The 18,459-nt window shown below is 49.1% G+C and carries 14 protein-coding genes; 13 read left to right on the forward strand and 1 reads right to left on the reverse strand.

Going from position 1 to position 18,459, the window contains the following annotated elements; genetic code table 11:
- Window positions 1–5 precede the first annotated feature (5 nt).
- Together H9Q78_RS00455 and H9Q78_RS00460 are read left to right on the forward strand one after the other, a co-directional pair.
- Window positions 6–1,418 (forward strand): oxaloacetate decarboxylase subunit alpha, encoded by a 1,413-nt coding sequence (locus H9Q78_RS00455; protein ID WP_249302887.1) that lies wholly within the window; start codon window positions 6–8, stop codon window positions 1,416–1,418.
- Window positions 1,419–1,506: 88 nt separating this feature from the next.
- On the forward strand, window positions 1,507–2,778 hold the full coding sequence (locus H9Q78_RS00460; protein ID WP_249304681.1) for a M16 family metallopeptidase: 1,272 nt from the start codon (window positions 1,507–1,509) through the stop codon (window positions 2,776–2,778).
- 2 nt (window positions 2,779–2,780) lie between these two features.
- Here the strand turns inward: H9Q78_RS00460 and H9Q78_RS00465 are convergent, their stop codons facing one another.
- Complete coding sequence (locus H9Q78_RS00465; protein ID WP_249302888.1) at window positions 2,781–3,887, reverse strand: DUF362 domain-containing protein; 1,107 nt, start codon at window positions 3,885–3,887, stop codon at window positions 2,781–2,783.
- Between the two features lie 135 nt (window positions 3,888–4,022).
- Here H9Q78_RS00465 and H9Q78_RS00470 point away from each other — a divergent pair, with 135 nt between their 5' ends.
- From H9Q78_RS00470 to H9Q78_RS00520, 11 genes are all read left to right on the forward strand, one after another.
- Window positions 4,023–5,327 carry a BaiN/RdsA family NAD(P)/FAD-dependent oxidoreductase gene (locus H9Q78_RS00470; RefSeq protein ID WP_249302890.1) on the forward strand — a complete coding sequence of 435 codons (1,305 nt, stop codon included), beginning with the start codon at window positions 4,023–4,025 and terminating at the stop codon, window positions 5,325–5,327.
- A gap of 15 nt (window positions 5,328–5,342) precedes the next feature.
- Window positions 5,343–6,011 carry a (d)CMP kinase gene (gene cmk / locus H9Q78_RS00475; protein WP_249302894.1) on the forward strand — a complete coding sequence of 223 codons (669 nt, stop codon included), beginning with the start codon at window positions 5,343–5,345 and terminating at the stop codon, window positions 6,009–6,011.
- 7 nt (window positions 6,012–6,018) lie between these two features.
- A complete protein-coding gene (gene ispH, locus H9Q78_RS00480; protein WP_249302896.1) occupies window positions 6,019–6,885 on the forward strand; it encodes a 4-hydroxy-3-methylbut-2-enyl diphosphate reductase in 867 nt (288 codons plus the stop codon).
- Window positions 6,866–7,981: a 30S ribosomal protein S1 gene (gene rpsA, locus H9Q78_RS00485; RefSeq protein ID WP_147595753.1), complete on the forward strand. Its 1,116-nt coding sequence runs from the start codon at window positions 6,866–6,868 to the stop codon at window positions 7,979–7,981. The genes ispH and rpsA overlap by 20 nt, the downstream gene beginning before the upstream one ends.
- A 152-nt stretch (window positions 7,982–8,133) precedes the next feature.
- Window positions 8,134–9,060 (forward strand): dimethylarginine dimethylaminohydrolase family protein, encoded by a 927-nt coding sequence (locus H9Q78_RS00490; protein ID WP_249302898.1) that lies wholly within the window; start codon window positions 8,134–8,136, stop codon window positions 9,058–9,060.
- Window positions 9,061–9,128: 68 nt separating this feature from the next.
- Window positions 9,129–10,859, forward strand: coding sequence for a peptide ABC transporter substrate-binding protein (locus H9Q78_RS00495; protein ID WP_249302900.1), 1,731 nt, complete (start codon window positions 9,129–9,131; stop codon window positions 10,857–10,859).
- 151 nt (window positions 10,860–11,010) lie between these two features.
- The gene (locus H9Q78_RS00500) at window positions 11,011–11,928 is read left to right on the forward strand and encodes an ABC transporter permease (RefSeq protein WP_231061115.1); all 918 of its coding nucleotides are present in this window, start codon (window positions 11,011–11,013) and stop codon (window positions 11,926–11,928) included.
- A 12-nt stretch (window positions 11,929–11,940) separates the two neighbouring features.
- Window positions 11,941–12,855: an ABC transporter permease gene (locus tag H9Q78_RS00505; RefSeq protein ID WP_249302902.1), complete on the forward strand. Its 915-nt coding sequence runs from the start codon at window positions 11,941–11,943 to the stop codon at window positions 12,853–12,855.
- A gap of 12 nt (window positions 12,856–12,867) precedes the next feature.
- Window positions 12,868–13,902, forward strand: a complete 1,035-nt coding sequence (locus H9Q78_RS00510) for an ABC transporter ATP-binding protein (protein ID WP_249302904.1) — start codon at window positions 12,868–12,870, stop codon at window positions 13,900–13,902.
- A complete protein-coding gene (locus H9Q78_RS00515) occupies window positions 13,895–14,860 on the forward strand; it encodes an ABC transporter ATP-binding protein (protein WP_249302906.1) in 966 nt (321 codons plus the stop codon). Before H9Q78_RS00510 ends, H9Q78_RS00515 begins: the two co-directional genes overlap by 8 nt.
- A gap of 57 nt (window positions 14,861–14,917) precedes the next feature.
- Entirely contained in the window at window positions 14,918–18,457 is a 3,540-nt protein-coding gene (locus H9Q78_RS00520; RefSeq protein ID WP_249302908.1) for a M14 family metallopeptidase, read from the forward strand.
- Window positions 18,458–18,459 lie beyond the last annotated feature (2 nt).

Here is an 18,459-nt window from a genome sequence, read left to right on the forward strand (position 1 = left end):
ATAACATGTCAGAAGTAGTGAAAAAACCGGTAAAAATTACCGAGACTATATTGCGAGACGCTCATCAGAGCCTGATCGCGACAAGAATGACCACGGAGCAGATGCTTCCCATTGTTGATAAAATGGATAAGATCGGCTATCATGCCGTAGAATGCTGGGGTGGCGCCACCTTTGACGCCAGCCTTCGGTTCCTGAAGGAAGATCCCTGGGAAAGGCTCCGGAAGCTGAGAGACGGATTTAAGAATACGAAGCTGCAGATGCTGTTTCGCGGACAGAATATCCTGGGATACCGCCATTACGCAGATGATGTAGTGGAATATTTTGTACAGAAATCCATTGCAAACGGTATTGACATCATCCGTATTTTTGACTGCCTGAACGATATCCGCAACTTGGAGTGTGCGGTCAAGGCAGCCGTCAAAGAAAAAGGCCATGCACAGGTAGCCCTTTCCTATACGCTTGGAGAGGCTTATACGCTGGATTACTGGATGGATATCGCAAAGAGAATCGAAGATATGGGCGCACATTCCATCTGTATCAAAGATATGGCAGGCCTTCTGGTACCTGCAAAAGCGACTGAGCTGGTTCAGGCGCTTAAGTCCGCGACCAGCCTGCCCATCGATCTGCATACCCATTATACCTCCGGCGTTGCTTCCATGACTTATATGAAAGCGGTAGAAGCCGGCTGCGATATCATTGATACGGCTATGTCACCCCTGGCGATGGGTACGAGCCAGCCGGCGACTGAGGTTATGGTCGAGGCGTTTAAGGATACTCCTTATGATACAGGACTTGATCTGAATAAGCTGTCTGAGATTGCCGATTATTTCACGCCGATACGCGAAGAAGCGCTCAAGAGCGGCCTTCTGAATCCTAAGGTTTTGGGCGTAAATGTTAAGACCCTGATGTATCAGGTGCCCGGCGGTATGCTCAGCAACCTGCTCTCTCAGTTAAAGGACCAGGGAGCAGAGGATAAATACCGGGAAGTTCTGGAGGAAGTTCCGAGAGTGAGGAAGGACTTTGGAGAGCCCCCTCTTGTTACGCCTTCCAGCCAGATCGTAGGTACTCAGGCTGTTCTCAATGTTCTGATGGGAGAGCGCTATAAGGTAGCTACTAAGGAATCCAAAGCTCTGCTGCGGGGCGAATACGGCCAGACAGTGAAACCGATGAATCCCGATGTGATCAAGAAATGTATCGGAGATGAAAAAAGGATTACCTGCCGTCCTGCCGATCTGATCGAGAATGAGCTGGATAAGATTGAAGCAGAAATGTCCCAGTGGAAGGAGCAGGATGAGGACGTTCTCTCTTATGCTCTGTTCCCTCAGGTTGCCGTTGATTTCTTTAAATACAGAGAAGCACAGAAGAGCAAAGTTGACCCTGCTGTTGCAGATACGGACAATAAGGCATATCCTGTGTAAGCATCAAACGAATTTTGAAAGAAAGGCCTGGCGTAATATACGGCAGGCCTTTTGTTAGTAAAAGATGGATTTAGGAGAATTGAGATTGATGGAACAATGTATGCTGACGAAAAACGGGATACCGGTCTATTCTTATCCGAATCAGCATCTGCACAGTTTCTGCCTGTGCATGTATGTGAAAGCAGGCTCCATGTACGAAAAAAAGCAGGAAAACGGTATCGCGCATTTTTATGAGCATGTAGTCATCCGCAATATTAACAGCCTCATGAATGGGCAGTTTTATAAAGTCCTGGACAGGTTTGGCCTTTCCTTCAATGGAGCGACCTATAAGGAATTTGTACAATTCAGTATAAGCGGCGCCGCTGAACATTGGAATGAGGCTGCAGAGATATTTGTAAAGCTGTTTGAGCCTCTGGCCTTATCGGAAGAGGAAGTTGCAACAGAGCGTAAGCGGGTCAAGGCGGAGATTCGGGAATGCGAGAAGAAAAAGTCTGCAGAACGGCGAATGGAAATAGCCGTATGGAAGGGGACTTCCCTGACACAGACCATTGCAGGAAAGAAGAAAAACCTGGAGCGGACAGGAAAGAAAGAGCTGTCTGAGTACAGAAGACAGTTTTTGTCGTTTGGGAATCTTTTTTTATATGCGACGGGACGGTGCAGCCAGGAAAATCTGGAGTATCTTCGGGAACTCCTGGAACAGAGCGAATGGTATGATGCCGGGTCGAAAAGGATGAATCTGGCCCCGGTGCCGGAGAACTTTTTTCACCGGAGCATAGAGCCTGTTTTGATAAAGGGCGGTGAGACAGAGCTGGCTGTATCTTTTGACGTGGACACATCCAGATATACCGACGCGATGCTGTGCTTGTTTTATGATATGCTGTTTGTGGGAGATTACTGTCCTATGTATCAGGAGCTTTCGGAAAAGACCGGATATATATACAGCTATGATGACCGGTTTGAACGCTATAAGAATCTGGGCAGCCTGCAGCTTAACTATGAGGTTTCTTCTGGAAAGCTTATGAAAGCCTTTCAGAGAACGATGGAAGTCTTTCGGAAGATGAAGCATTCTCCAGGAAGCCTGGAATACGTCAGGGCGATTTATGTGGACAACGGGGACATGGCGCTGGATGATGCCGATGATTTCAACTGGAACCGGGCGTATGACTGCCATATACTGGACGAAGAATATCCGGATATCGAGAAGAAAAAAGAAGCATTTCAAAGGGTGACAGAAGAGGATATGGCGCGGATGGCCAGAGAAATATTCCGACCGGAAAACATGGTGGTGGTAATAAAAGGGAATAAAAAGAAAATCCCCGTGGAAAAGATAAAAGGGCTGATTCGGACCCTGGCTGAATGAAATCAATCATTCAGCCAGTTTTTTTTCAGAAATTCTAGGATTTCACTGGCCTTTGGGGGGCAGCCTTTTAAAGAACGGCAGAATTTTCCGGTGCAGCGGCCGACGCCGATGAACCCAGATCGATTCCGGCAGCCCTGCCCGATGGCGATTGGTGAAGCTTTAAGCTGTTTTTTTAAGAGACCGGCTTCATCCAGCCGGTTCAGGGCATGGATCAAAGAGCCGTAGCAGGCGCTGCAGGCATTTTCAGGACAGATGTATTGGGCCAGGGCTTCTACCCTTCTGGACGGTTTCGGAGAGAAATCAGGTTCAGAGGGCTGGTTCAGCATATGGATTTCTGCCTGTGAAAGATCAGAGGAACCGACTCCAAGCTTTTCCGCCATTCGGATATAGGGAACCTCGTCTAAGGAAAAACCCATGGTGTCGCATACAAAGGCGTCGCAGAGCACCGGGTCTGTGAAGCCAAGGATCCGGTCCATGGGAACTGGATTTCCGCCTTCTTCAAAATCCAGATCTCCGCATATATTGTCCACCAGAATAAAGTCGTTTCTGGCAATCGTATTTAAGTGTGCGATTGGTTTATGCAGCCCAAGAGTATGGAAGCGCCGCTTTTCACTGTTGGGTATGACTCCCTTATTGTTTTTCAGCGCACAGGTGATCGTGGTCTGGCAGTGTCCTTTCAGCACAGGCATATTGATCACGAAGTCTGAGGAAACGGCTGTGTCGCACAGCTTGATCTTCATGCCGGCCGCGTCATATTCCTGAAATCTGTCTTTTTGGAGATCGATGAGCGGGATTTGATGAAGCTCCGAGATTCTGTCATAGCCGGCCGCGCGGAATGCCCGTTCTGTGCTGTCCCCGACCCAGGAGCCTTCCATAATACGGATACGGGAAAATCCCTGCTCTTTTAAATATTCGATGGTGCCCTCCAGAAGCTCTGCATGAGTGGTAGCTCCTGAAGAGGGAGATTTGGCCACCGCCAGATTGGGTTTGAGGCTGATGACGGCTTTTCTGTTTCCGATCATGCCGGCCAAGTCCGCCGCATGCAGCAGTGACTTGGTCATCTCCCGGTAATCAGAGCCGTGAATCATGAATATATCGTTTTTTTTCATTGGGAAGCCTCCTTCTGCATTTCTTTTATTTTAATGGAATCCGAATAGAATTACAAGCGCAGAAAGAACTGTTTGACGGGATTCCCCTTTTGAAATATAATTAATAGCATCTGTGTACAGACAGGAGGGCCTTGTATGAAAAGGATCATAGTAGTCGGAGGCGGCGCGGCGGGCATGATGGCAGCTATTGGAGCGGCGGAAAAAAAGAACCAGGTGATTCTTTTGGAGAAAAATGAGAAGCTGGGAAAAAAGCTTTTCATAACCGGGAAAGGGCGCTGCAATGTGACAAACGATTGTGATGTGGAAACTCTTTTGTCCCATGTGGTCACGAATTCTAAATTTTTATACAGCGCTTTTTATGGCTTTTCCAGTCGGGATATGAAGGACTTTCTGGAAACTCGCGGGCTCAGACTTAAGACAGAGAGGGGAAATCGTGTGTTTCCGTTATCTGATCATTCTTCCGATGTGATCGCCTGTCTGGAGAGGGAGCTGAAGAGGCTTAGGGTGGAAGTGAGGCTTCGGGAGGCTGTAAAAGAAATCGTTATGGAAGACGCGGCGGAAGAAGCTGAGTCCGGAAATAAAGATTCAAAGAGGATAAAAGGAGTTCTGACAGACAGGGGAGAATTCTGCGGGGCAGATGCGGTGATCTTGGCCACGGGAGGCCTGTCCTATGCCTCTACCGGGTCCACGGGGGACGGATACCGGTTTGCCAGCGCCGCCGGGCATACGATAACGGAGCTTTCGCCGGCGCTGGTGCCTTTTGAAGCGGAGGAGGAATGGGTCAAAGAACTTCAGGGGCTGTCTCTGAGGAATGTCAGCCTGAAGATCAGCAGCGGGAAAAAGGTTCTGTATGAAGAGTTCGGAGAGATGCTGTTCACTCATTATGGGGTAAGCGGACCGGCTGTCTTAAGCGGAAGCAGTATTGTGACCAGGCAGATCCGGAAAGTTCCTCTTCTTTTGAGTATCGATCTGAAGCCCGCCCTGTCCAGGGAACAGCTTGATCATCGAATTTTGAGAGATTTTGGAGAAGCAAAGAACCGGCAGTTTAAAAATTCTCTGGGAAGCCTCTATCCTTCCAAATTGATTCCTGTTATAATAAAAAGAAGCGGTATTTCCGGGGATAAACGAGTCAATGAGATTTCCAGGGAGGAACGGGAGACGCTTGTCAGTCTCACGAAAGCATTTACCGTTACCTTGACAGGGCTTCGTGATTATAAGGAAGCAATCATCACACAGGGTGGTGTGAAGGTACGGGAGATCGATCCCGCCACAATGGAGTCCCGGCTCGTCCGGGGACTGTATTTTGCCGGCGAAATGCTGGATCTGGATGCGGTGACCGGCGGTTATAATCTTCAGATAGCCTGGTCAACAGGATATGCGGCGGGACAGAGCGCCGGCGGGCAGGATGCAGGCTGCCAGTCTGAAAGAATAGAGCAGTGAGAAAGGATAGGGCACATGAGTATCAACATTGCCATTGACGGGCCCGCGGGGGCCGGAAAGAGCACCATTGCAAAGCTGGTGGCGAAGAAGCTCGGCTTTGTTTATGTGGATACGGGCGCTATGTACCGCGCCATGGGGATATATTTTGTGAAAAAGGGGATATCGCCGGACAATGAAGTCTCCATTGGAAAAGCCTGCGGAGATGTGGATATTTCCATTGTATATAAGGATGGAGTCCAGCAGGTGTTCTTAAACGGCGAGAACGTGACCGGACTTTTGCGGACAGAGGATGCGGGAAAGATGGCTTCCGCCGTGTCGGGATATCTGCCGGTGAGAGAAAAACTGGTGGAGCTGCAGCAGAAGCTGGCCGCGTCGGAGAATGTGGTGATGGACGGAAGAGATATCGGAACTGTTGTGCTTCCGAAGGCAGATTTGAAGGTTTATCTGACCGCAAGCGTGGAAACAAGAGCAAAAAGAAGATTTCTGGAATTGACAGAAAAGGGGATTCCCTGTAATATAAAAGAAATTGAAAAAGACATAGAAGAAAGAGACTACCGGGATATGCACCGCGAAAACTCTCCTCTCAGGAGGACGGAGGATGCTGTCTATCTGGATTCTTCGGATATGGACATCGGTCAGGTAGTGGAAGCGATACTGGAAAAATTAAAAAGCAAAGAAGGTTAGGCATTTCATGAAAGTAGTGGTAGCGAAGACCGCGGGATTCTGTTTTGGAGTGAAGCGGGCAGTTGACACCGTTTATGAACAGGCGGCCCGGGCGGAGGAAAATGAAAAGGAGAAGCCTATCTATACATATGGCCCTATCATCCACAATGAAGAGGTGGTCCGCGACCTGGAGGAAAAGGGGGTCCGCGTCCTAAACAGTGAAGAAGAGATCGGGAAGCTGTCAGGCGGTACCGTGATCATCCGGTCCCATGGGGTCAGCGAGAGGGTATATGAGCTTCTCGAAAGACAGGGTGTGAATGTGGTTGACGCTACTTGCCCTTTCGTGAAGAAAATCCACAGGATCGTCAAAGAAGAGTCTGAAAAAGGAAAGACGATCGTGATCGTGGGAAGCGGGAACCATCCGGAAGTGGAGGGAATCCGCGGCTGGTGCAGCAAAGAGGCTTTTGTGGTGGAAACGCCGGAAGAGGCGGAAAAGCTTAGATTTCCGGAAGGGACAAAGCTTTGTATCGTGTCACAGACGACATTTAATTACAATAAATTTCAAGTTTTAGTTGAAATAATATTAAAAAAGAGTTATGATAGTATCGTTGTGAATACTATCTGCAGTGCTACCCATGAACGTCAGGCAGAAGCAAGGCAGCTCGCCTCCAAAATTGATGTGATGCTGGTAATCGGCGGAAAGCACAGCTCTAATACCCAGAAGCTATTTGAAATCTGCAGAAAGGAATGCAACAATACTTACTATATTCAGACTATCCGGGATTTGCAGGAGCAATGGCTGGAGGGCAGACGAAGCGTAGGTATTACAGCGGGGGCATCCACCCCGAATCATATCATAGAGGAGGTTCATAGGAATGTCAGAATTAAGTTTTGAGCAATTACTGGAAGAATCATTGAAAACAATCAGAACAGGAGAGGTAGTCACTGGCACAGTTATCGGTGTTAAAGAAGATGAGATCATCTTAAATATAGGTTACAAGTCAGACGGCATCATCAGCAAGAATGAATATACGAATGACTCCTCTTTGGATCTTACTAGTGTCGTAAATGTAGGCGACGAAATGGAAGCCAAAGTCCTGAAGGTAAACGACGGCGAGGGACAGGTGCTCCTGTCATACAAGAGGCTGGCCGTTGACCGCGGGAACAAGCGTCTGGAAGAAGCATTCAACAGCGGAGAGATCCTGACTGCTAAGGTGGTCCAGGTACTTGACGGCGGGCTCAGCGTGAATGTGGACGGCGCCAGAGTATTCATACCGGCGAGCCTTGTATCCGATTCTTATGAGAAGAATCTGGACAAGTACGCTGACCAGGAGATTGAATTTGTCATCACGGAGTTCAATCCCAGGAAGAGAAGGATCATCGGCAACCGCAAACAGCTGCTCATGGCGAAGAAAGCAGAGATGCAGAAAGAGTTGTTTGAGCGCATTGAGGTTGGACAGACAGTAGAGGGTATTGTGAAGAACATCACGGATTTCGGCGCGTTCATCGATTTGGGCGGCGCTGACGGGTTGCTTCACATTTCAGAAATGTCCTGGGGCCGTGTGGAGAACCCGAAAAAGGTCTTCAAGGTCGGTGAAGAAATCAGGGCATTCATTAAAGATATCAATGGTGACAAGATTGCACTCAGTCTTAAGTTCCCTGAGGAAAATCCTTGGGTTCGCGCAGCTGAGAATTATGCGGTGGGCAATATCGTGACGGGCCGAGTAGCCAGGATGACCGATTTCGGCGCATTCGTAGAATTGGAACCCGGTATCGATGCATTGCTCCACGTATCCCAGATTTCCAGACAGCATGTGGAAAAGCCTTCCGATGTACTTGCCATTGGAGAGGAAATCGAAGCCAAAGTTGTGGATTTCAATGGGGAAGACAAAAAGATCAGCCTGAGCATGAAGGTGCTGGAAGCACCTGCAGAACCGGTAGCAGATGAATTCATAGAGGAATCCGGCGAAGAGGCAATGACTGAAGAATAATGATGCGATAGCGACGACGCCTTTGGAAAGATTTTCCAGAGGCGTTTTGTTTCTTACGTAATACAATTGACAAAATAATTGGTTTTTTGTATAATTATTCATTGGGTGCATTTGCGCCTGTGTTTGGAAAATTTGGGAAAGAGGTGGGATGTATGTATGGAATAACAGAAGGAAGCTTCCGCGACGATATGCCGCGGCTTTATGGCGATTGGGGCGTGGATTCCGAGATAGGAAAGCTTCGGGCGGTGCTCATGCGCCGGGCAGGCAGGGAAATAGAAGGCATAGAAGATCCGAAAGCCATGGCAATGAAAGAAAACTGGGATCCAGAAAAGGTTCGTTACCAGCAGGACGTGCTTGCGGATATTTACAGAAACAACGGTGTAGCGGTCCATTACATAGAGGAAATGGGAGACGCTTATCCCAACGGGATCTATGCGAGGGACCTTGTCCTTATGACTCCCGAGGGTGCAGTTGTAGCCCGTCCCGCGGCAGAATGCCGTGTGGGAGAAGAAGTGTATGCGGCGAGACAACTGTCGAAGCTGGGTGTACCAATCATAAAAACCATCCATGGAACCGGTATATTTGACGGAGCTTGTCTTTTGTGGATGGATGCAGAGACCTGCATGCTGGGGTATGGCCTGCGCTGCAACCAATCCGGTATGGAACAGATAGAAGCGGAGCTGAAAGCCATGGGGGTGAAGCACGTTATCAAAGTGGAGATTCCCAGAGGAATGGCACATTTGGACAGCTTTATGGCGTTTGTGGATTACAGAACGGCCCTGGTGCTGCGGATGGCGGCGCCGAATACCGTATATACGGAGCTCGAAAAACGGGATTTTAATATCGTCGATATTCCGGATCTGGGAGAGTTTGCAGGGTTTTGCCAGAATCTGGTCGCGCTGGAGCCGGGAAAAATCGTGATGCCCACCGGCTGCCCTAAGACAGTGGCTGCTCTGGAGAAAGCCGGAGTGGAAGTGATCCAGACTGATGTCAGCGAGGTAATGAAGGGCAATGGCGCGATTCATTGCATGACGGCCTTTTTAAAACGTGATAGCGTCCCCCTGTATCTGCCCGAATGACCCGGTTAGGGTTGCGGGAAAGGGTTGGGAATGTTATAATTAAAAAGAGAGACAAGGAGGATACAGTAATGAGAAAGAAATTGATAAGTGCATTATCACTGCTTCTCGTGGTAGTTATGCTGGCATCCTGTGGGGCCACAGGAAAGACAGACAAAGACGAGACAAAAGCAAAAGAGACAGGAGCAGGCGGTGAAACGAAGAGCACGGAGGCGGTTAATACCGGAACAGGTGTGACGATTCGTATTCCCTTTGCGGCGGAGCCTTCCTCCCTGGACCCTGGATTCGGCAACAGCTCTGACAGCATTTGCCCCAGAGGTATCATGTATGAGGGACTTGTCCGTATATATGACAATAAGATCGAGCCGGCTATCGCAGAATCCTGGGATATCAGCGACGACGGCCTAACCTATACCTTCCATTTAAGAGATACGAAATGGGCGGACGGCGAACCTGTGACTGCACAGGATTTTGAATACGGAATCAAGCGTCTCCTGGATCCCAGCGAAGATGCGCCCAATGGGAATTATTCTTGGATGGGGTATTATTTCAAGAACGGCGAGGAGTTCAACAATGGGGAATGTTCTGCCGATGAAGTGGGCGTAAAAGCTTTGGATGAAAAGACTCTGGAGATTACTGCGGTGAGGAATATGCCTTATTTCCTCGACCTTATGAAGATGCCCTGCTTCTACCCTGTCCGCCAGGATATTGCGGAGCAGTACGGCAAGGATTATGCTTCTTCTCCTGAGACTGTCGTATGCAACGGGCCTTTCGTACTGAAACAGTGGGATCATGAAAGCAAGCTGGTGTTTGAGAAGAATCCCGGATACTGGAATGCGGATGCCATCAATGTGGATACGATCGAAGCGTACATTATCTCTGACGAAAATACGATCATGGATATGTTTGACAATGGGGAGCTGGACATCACCAATACGATTCCCAAGGAGCAGATCCAGAAATATATTGATAATGGCGAGGCTGTAAATATCGTGGGCGCTACCATTTGGTATTCCGTCATCAATGTGAAAACGGACCGCGGCGAAGCTTCCAAGCTCCTTAAGAACAAGAGCTTCCGTCAGGCATTCTCTTATGCCATTGACAGAGAAGGACTGGTTCAGGCGGCAAGGGGCGACGGTTCCTTTGCGGTGACCAGAATGATGCCGGATCTGATGTCAATCTGCGACTCCACATGGGCAGAGAAGTTCCCGCTTGAGAATCCTCTTCCCACATCTGCGGATACCGACAAAGCGGCTGAGCTTTTTGAACAGGCACTTTCTGAGACGGGCCTGAGCAAGGACAGCCTTCCCAAGATGACGATTCTGACCTTTGACGAAGCAGCGGCCAAGACATCCGCTACCATTCTTCAGAACGTGCTGAAGACAAACTTCAATATTGACGCGCAGATTGATACGCAGACCTATTCCGCAAGACAGGATAAGGAAAACCAGGGTGATTATGATTTCTGTATCACCAACTGGGCGCCGGATTATAACGATCCTATGACCTTCATGGAATGTTACAGCAGTGGAAGCAGCTATAATATGTACTTCGGCGGATTTGAGAATGCGGATTACGATGCGTTGATCAAAGAGGCGAATACTACGGATGATATGGAGAAACGTGCGGAGCTTCTGTTCCAGGCGGAGACGCAGGCCCTGGACGAGATGTTCTGCGTACCGCTTTTCCAGACCAGCGGCTACTGGGGTATGAAGAAGACGCTGACAGGCGTTTCCAAGTGTGGCTTTGGTGCGAACGACCCTGATTTTGCAAGAGTGAAATATGTGGGGGACGCACAGTGATTTTAGCGGAACCTGATCGGTTTCCGGTTGTTTTGTAATTGGCAGTATAAGGATGCCTTCGCGGCCGGCCTTTCGGCGGGAGGCATCCTTATATATTATTCCTTGCTCCCGTCGGGAAAGAGGACACTATATTCAGAAAAAGGTAGAGAGTATGGTTAAATACATAGTTAAAAAGATTTGTGTTGCATTCCTTACAATCTTCATATTGGTCTCTGTGGTCTTTCTGATGATAAGACTTCTTCCCGGCGACCCTTTTAACGATGTGAAGGTGCCCAAGGCCACTCAGGAGAAGATGCGGTCATATTATGGTCTGGACAAGCCTCTCCATGAACAGTATCTGACGTATATGAATAATCTGCTCCATGGCAATATGGGATACAGCCTCCGGACACAGAACCGTACTGTTAATGAAATTATCGTAAAAGCATTTCCCTATTCACTGGATCTGGGAATCCGCGCCCTGATCTTTGCGGTGGTTGCCGGACTGGGCCTGGGTATCCTGGCCGCTTTGAAACATAATAAATTCTGGGACCATTTCAGTATGACCATAGCGGTCATCGGGATATCGGTGCCAAGCTTTATCATAGGGAGCCTCATCCAATATGTATTTGCGGTGAAGCTTAAAATACTGCCGGTCGCGCTGTGGGAAACAGAGGCGTCTACGATACTTCCGACTTTTGCCCTGGGACTTGGTTCCGTGGCCAGTGTGGCGAGGATCATGCGTACCAGTATGCTGGAAATTTCCAATGAAGATTATATAAAGACCGCAAAGGCGAAGGGACTCAGCAATTTTGAGATTACTAGAAAGCATAAGCTGCGTAACTCGCTTCTGCCCATCGTGACGGTCCTTGGCCCCATGGTGGCGGTCCTCCTTACAGGTACCTTTGTAATTGAGAATATTTTTGCGATTCCTGGTCTGGGCAAGCACTATGTGAACAGTATCCAGACACTGGATTATCCGTTGATTCTGGGCATGACTTTGGTATACAGTGTGTTTTTGATCGTCATGCAGCTGTTTGTGGATATTGTATATGGACTGGTAGACCCCAGGATAAAATTGTATCAATAAGGTGGAGCGGATATGGAAGAAAATAAGGAATTGTTTGAATTTATAGAGCATTCAGATGCGGAAGCAGAAGAGCTGTACGGCCCCAGCGTCACCTATTGGAAGGATGCCTGGCGCCGTCTGAAAAAGAATAAAGTGGCAATGTTTGGTGTTGTGATTCTGATCCTTCTGGCTATCATGGCCATTTTTGGTCCGATGATGGGCAAATATAATCATGCGGACGTGGACCTCATCAATACCAACAAATGGCCGAGCGGAGAGCATTGGTTTGGGACAGATGACGTAGGGCGTGATATCTGGGCCCGCGTATGGATGGGAGCCAGGGTATCGCTGTTCATCGCATTGGTCGCCGCGGTGGTCCAGAGCACCATCGGCGTGATCATCGGCGGCATCAGCGGTTACTTCGGAGGCAAGCTGGATACATTTATCATGAGGGCCACCGATGTGATTGATTCCATTCCGTTTTTGGTATATGTGATCGTGATCACCATGCTGTTTGGCACGGGTATGCTGCCGATCATCATGGCGTTTGCGCTGACCGGATGGATAAAGATGGCGAGGCTTGTCCGCGGGCAGGCCCTGCAGCTGAAGACTCAGGACTATGTGGTGGCGGCCACCGGGCTGGGGGCCAGCAAATGGCGGATCATCATACGTCATATGGTGCCTAATATGCTGGGGGTCATTATTGTGACACTGACGATGAATATACCAAACGCTATCTTTACGGAAGCTTATCTGAGCTATATCGGTATCGGCCTGCAGCCGCCTCTCACCAGTTGGGGACAGCTGGCCGACGCGGGTTCCAAGGTGATGAAAGCGTTCCCTTATCAGCTGATTATTCCGGCTATTTTTATCAGCGTCACCATGCTGTCTCTGCAGCTTTTGGGAGACGGCCTCAGAGATGCGCTGGACCCGAAACTCAGGAAATAAGGAGGCTGTCCCATGAAGGAAGAACAAATATTATTGCAGGTTGAAGATTTGCAGGTGTCTTTTGACACCTATGCCGGTGAAGTGAAAGCGGTGCGGGGAGTTTCCTTTGAGGTACATGAAGGAGAGACGCTGGCAATCGTAGGCGAGTCCGGTTCAGGAAAGAGCGTAACGGCCCAGGCTGTGATGCGGCTTACGCCGGACGATCAGATTCAGTACAAAAGCGGCCGTATCCGGTTTGAGGATACAGAAATCCTTGAGGTTTCTCAGAAGGAAATGGAGAAGATCCGCGGTGTGAAGATTGGAATGATTCTTCAGGACCCGCTGACCTCTCTGAATCCTACGATGCTCGTGGGCAAGCAGATTGCGGAAGGCCTGATAAAACATCAGCATCTCGATAAGACCGAGGCCATCAAGCGTTCTGTGGAAATGCTTAAGATGGTCGGGATTCCCAATGCGGAGCAGCGGGCGTGTCAGTATCCCCATGAATTCTCTGGAGGTATGCGCCAGCGTGTCAGCATTGCCATCGCTCTGGCCTGCAATCCGAGGCTTTTGATCGCGGATGAACCGACCACCGCTTTGGATGTGACGATCCAGGCTCAGATTCTGGAGCTGATGAAGGACCTTCAGAAGCGCTTGGGCACCTCTATCATATTGATAACCCATGATCTGGGCATTGTTGCAGATATGGCTGAAAATATTGTGATCATGTATGCGGGTCGTCTGGTGGAAAAGGGAAGCTGCAAGGACGTGTTTTACCGGCCGGGGCACCCTTATACCTGGGGGCTTTTGGAATCAGTTCCGAAGATTGACCAGGCGAGCAAGGAAGAGCTTGACAGCATACCTGGGACTCCGCCGGACCTGCATTCGGATATCAAAGGATGTCCGTTTAAAAGCCGCTGTAAATATGCAATGAAAATCTGCTATGAGCAGGCTCCCGAAGCTTTTGAGCTGGGAGAGAAGCATACGGCCAGCTGCTGGCTTTACCATGAGAATGCGCCTGAGGTGAAGAATCCGATTACGAACAGGGAGTGTAAATCCGATGAGTGAAAACATGGTGGAAGTAAAGAACCTGAAGAAATATTTCAATGTGGGCAAGGGGAAAGAGCTGAAGGCTGTGGACGGTGTCAGTCTCTTTATCCGCAAAGGAGAGACTCTGGGGCTTGTGGGAGAATCCGGCTGCGGAAAGTCCACCTTGGGAAAGACCATAATGAAATTTTACGAACCCACGGAAGGACAGATCCTTTTTCAGGACAAGGACATCACGAAGCTTTCCAGAAAAGGATATCTGAACTTTACAAAGGAAGCTCAGATGATTTTTCAAGATCCGTATGCTTCCCTGGATTCCAGGATGACGGCGGGAAGTATCATTTCCGAGGGCATGGATATCCATAAAATCTGCTCCAGCAAAAGCGAAAGGCAGGAAAGAGTATATGAGCTTTTGAACCTGGTAGGGCTCAACAAGGAGCATGCCAACCGTTTTGCCCACGAGTTTTCCGGCGGACAGAGGCAGAGGATTGGAATCGCCAGGGCACTGGCCCTGAATCCGGCCTTCATTGTCTGCGATGAGCCGATTTCCGCGCTGGATGTTTCCATTCAGGCTCAGGTGATCAATCTGCTCTTAAAGCTCCAGGGAGAGTTGAATCTGACGTATTTATTCATCGCTCATGATTTGAGCGTGGTGAAGCATATTTCTGACCGGGTAGCGGTGATGTACTTGGGGGCGATCATGGAGGTCTCCGACAGTCACAATTTTTATATGAATCCGCTGCATCCTTATACCGAGGCGCTTCTTTCGGCCATACCGATTCCAAATCCGGATGTGACGCGGGCTAAAAAGCGGATTCTTCTGGAGGGAGACGTTCCCAGCCCTGTGAATCCCAAGCCGGGCTGCAAGTTCGCGTCCCGATGTAAGATGGCGAAGCCCTCCTGCTTTGAAAAGGCTCCAGAGCTAAAGGAAGTGGAGCCGGGACATTTTGTGGCGTGCCATCTGGTAACGGGAGAATAGAACTTTAAAAGAAATCGAATAATCACGGTAAATAATCACGGATAAGGGGAAAAAGAAGTGAAGTGTTTATGCGAGCTCTATACAGAGCAGGGATTATTGGAAAAGAGCTCCGGGCTGCTTATAAACAGGCCGGGCATTTTCTGTTTGGAAAACAGGGAACAGGAGAGGCTGTTTGTCAACCTGGCCGCCCGTATTGGTGTGGAATGTTCCGGGATGAAACGGCCTGTCTGGAAAAGTGAGCCGGAGCTTGCCGTCCGCCTGTTACGGAATCTGGAACTGGGAGCCGGAAACGGCCGGATCTTATTGTCCTGCGGAGGTGTGCTGGCAGAGGCGGGGAGTCAGCGGGACCTGGAGAGTCTGACTGAATATCTGGCCTGCCGTTTTCCTGAAGCTCCCGCGGGAAATGTGAGAAGGCTGAAGGAACATTTGGCGGAAGCTTTTTCTGCAGAGATATGTGTGGAGGAAGTACGGATTCATTTTCCGGAAGGCAGGATTACCGGCGTAATCTATCGGGAGGATGGATCCAGGAAAGAACTGAACGAAGAATGGCTGAAAAAACTGGCTGCTGATTTCGGCGATTCGAAAGAGGAGGAAGATTCCTGTAAATCCTATGATGCGCTGAAGCCCAGTCTCTCTCAGAGCTTGAATAAGCGGATTCATATGGAGAAAGCTGATCTTCTGGATACGGACAGTTTATTATCATTGGCGCTGTTCATAAGCCTTCGGAATTTTGAAACGGTCTATCCCCTTGCTGCAGCGGAATCCACAGATGACGCAGAAGGAATAGAATATCTCCGTTTCCAGGAGGAGGATACGGCGAAAATCCTTTTTCAGCAAAATGATATTGTATTTGTGGGAAGTGAAAAAACGTTTCCGGAACTGGTAGCCTCCTGGATGGAGAGGTCAGAGGAGCTTCGGGATCAGGAATGGCTGGAGGATTTGTCAGCCTTAGCCGGTGGAAGAAAGGAAGTAGGGCAGGCCGCCGCGTTTTTGACACGGAAGGAGAAAGCGGAAAAACAGGCAGAGCTGGTCACAAAGGAGTATACGGCCGGAATTCTGGACGAGACTTCTTTTGAGCGTTATTTGACGGAGCGAACTGGCGTACCTGTGGATGTGAAGAAATGCCAGACGGGGCGGGAAGTGAAGCGGTGGAATTTTACGTCTGTCTGGGAGGGAAAAGAATTTTGGGATAAATTCAGCCAGAAGGCGCTTCCATTCCTTTCGGAAGGAGACGTTGTGGAGATTTCCGGACGGCTCAGTGAAGATGCGGACGTCAGAAGGCGGATAGAAAAAAAGCTTTGCGATGCCGTTGAGGCGGCCGGGGCCAGAGCGGACAGTATTTCAGTCTGCCGTTCCTTTAAATCCGGAAGCTGCTGGATAGAGGAATCAGTCCTTCCCCGTTTGAAGATGCTGGGCGATATAAAGAGGATAGAAATTGATTTTTCTTATTTTGTCAATGAATTGGGCGAAGAAGAATTTGAAGATGAATCTGCCCCCAATTATGGGGAACATCAGGACAAACCTCATAAATGGTTTGACATACCGACCAGATGGCTTCAGGAGCTGTTTCCTGTGGATGAGATTTTGGCGGACAGTCTTTCCATTTCTGCCGATGCCGTTACCTTCCATCGTGCCGACAATCTGGGTCATACTTACAGAGTCCGAGCCTACGGTGCAGGGAATGCAGAGGTGTTTACAGATACCTTCGATGTAAAATACATCGAAAAATATTATATGAACCGTTACCCTGTGATCGGGAAGACCCATGTGACGACAGGATGGATAACTGTAAAGAAGAACGGCAGAATTCTTTTGGATGAGCAGGTCGTGACGGATACGGAAAGAGTCTGGACAGCCATGGAGGATACAGTCCTGCCGGAGCTGGAAAAACTTTTGACGGACAAATATACGGTGGACGGGCTTGTCGCAGCCCAGCCGTTTTTTAACCGCCTTCAGCTGAATGTTTCGATGAGTGAGGTGGACTATGATACGGGAATCCGTGAGGAACGCGTATCGACCACGGAAAATATGCAGGAGGATATGTATTTCTATCTTCTGGATTGGTTTAAGACCTTTGGGGAGCGCGAGTGCGGCCGCGGCCTGGATAATGTGGGACTGATCATACCGGAGATAAAAAATGTGAAGGAGAAAGACTCCCGCTTTGAGGTGATCCTCTATGAGGATTATGCGGAGGAGCCTTATGGAAGCTTCGACGGAAAGATTTGTCCGATCGTGCAGGAAAAGGTGGAAGCAGAACCGGCTTCTCTTCATTTTGAAGGCGATACTGCGGTTTTACTCATGGAATTCAAAACAGAAAAGGAAGAAATGCAGAATTCATGCGTTTCGTCCGCCGTTTCCCGTCTGAGAGTCGCAGGAGAGCTTTTGGAAAAAGGAATCCTGAATTATTGTCCGGATTCTCCGTGGAGGCTGATATACAGAGGGTGTGGGGAAGAGGCAGTCCTGGATATCCTGCCTGCCGATGTGAAAGACTCGGCGCTTAAGGAAAAAGAGAAAGACCGGATACTTCGGGAGGACGTCATTGATTATGCGGGATATAAAGAGCTCCTTACCTATTACAGCCGGTATCCGGAACTGAAAATACGTCCCGTGGAAACTACTTATCAGGGACGGAAGATTTACTATATCGAATATATCAAGAAAGACGCGGGCATCCTGTATGCCCGGAACAAGCTGATGACCAACCGGCTTATGATTTTGTTCAACGGACGGCATCACGGAAACGAGGCGTCCAGTGTGAATTCGGCATTTCTGCTGCTCGACCGTCTTCTGAAAGACGAAAGCCTGAGGAACCAGCTGGATACGGTAAATGTGCTGACGCTGCCCTGGGAGAACATCGATGGCGGGGAGCTTCACTGTACGGTGCAGAAAGAGAATCCGAAGTGGCTCTGCCACCCCGCCAGGTATAACAGCGCGGGTTTTGAATTCCGGAAGGATTATAACAATCCGGATACCATTTATGGAGAATCCCGCGCCGTGGTCAAGCTCTGGAGGAAATGGCTGTTTGATGTGGTAACGGATAACCATGGATTTGAGGGACACGAACTGGTCCAGCCCTTTTCCGGATATATCTCTCCTTGGTATAAGGGCTTCTGGATTCCCAAAGCTCTCTATTATGGTTATATTTGGTTTGATGAGAGAAATCCCTATACCATTTCTTTTGGAGACCGGGTGAGAAGCAAGGTGGCCGATTACATCAATGGGGATCAGGAAATCTGGGAGCGGAACAAGGTCTGCCAGGAACGGTTTTATAAATATGCAGAGAAATGGTTCCCCACCATGTTCCACACAGAAACTTATAAAGATGTGATCTTCTACTGGATAGAGACCAACAAGCAGAAACGGGCAAATAATTTCAATTTGAGTGATCCGGAGATCACGACGCTTGACTGGACTACAGAGGTAGCCGATGAGACGGTGACGGGAGATGACATGTGGCTGAATGCCAGAGCACATCTTTTGTCGGACCTGGCTCTGTTTGAGGTTCTTAGAGAGACGGACCTGATATCTGAATGCCGGGTATCGGAGCAGCATGGACATTATACATATACGAAGTTTCGCAGACGCCCGCTCATGTGAGC

The sequence above is a fragment of the Qiania dongpingensis genome (assembly GCF_014337195.1).
Taxonomy (GTDB): Bacteria; Bacillota; Clostridia; order Lachnospirales; family Lachnospiraceae; genus Lientehia; species Lientehia dongpingensis.